This window comes from Pseudomonas edaphica, assembly GCF_005863185.1.
Classification (GTDB): Bacteria; Pseudomonadota; Gammaproteobacteria; order Pseudomonadales; family Pseudomonadaceae; genus Aquipseudomonas; species Aquipseudomonas edaphica.
Map to the genome: position 1 here is coordinate 1 of NZ_VBVZ01001124.1, position 604 is coordinate 604.

Annotated in this window: 1 protein-coding gene; it reads left to right on the forward strand. The window is 60.3% G+C overall.

The window, feature by feature from the left end:
* Window positions 1–101: 101 nt before the first annotated feature.
* A partial coding sequence (locus tag FEM54_RS33640) for a chorismate mutase (RefSeq protein WP_240792845.1) occupies window positions 102–604 on the forward strand: 503 nt, incomplete at its 3' end.

Here is a 604-nt window from a genome sequence, read left to right on the forward strand (position 1 = left end):
AAATGTCGGAGCTGGCTTGCCTGCGATGGCATCCGCTGGGTATACCTGATGCCCCGAGTTGCCCGCATCGCAGGCAAGCCAGTTCCCACAGGAGATCCGCTTTGAAACATCGACTTGTGTTCGCTCTGTTATTTGTCAGCGTCAGTGCCAGCGCAGCGCCGCCCACTCTGGAGCCTTTGCTCAACAGCATCGCCGAGCGCCTGGAGATTGCCGATCAGGTAGCCCTGATCAAATGGGACAGCCACAAGCCCGTAGAGGACAAAAAGCGCGAACAAGAGGTGATCGCCAGCGTCGCCGCCCAAGCTCCCAACTACAAACTCGACCCTTCTGCCGCCGAGCAATTTTTCTCGGCGCAGATCGAAGCCAATAAGCTGGTGCAATACACCCACCTGTCCGACTGGCAGTTCCAGGGCAAAGCCCCGGACGACCCGCGCCCGGACTTGGTAAAACAGATCCGACCACGGCTGGACCAACTGCAAAAAACCTTGCTGCAGCAACTGGCCGACTTCACCCCGCAGCGCACCGACCCGCAGTGCCCGCAGTGGCTGGCCACCGCCGTGCATGAGCCGCTGAATGATCCGCTGCGCCAACTGGCAATGATGCG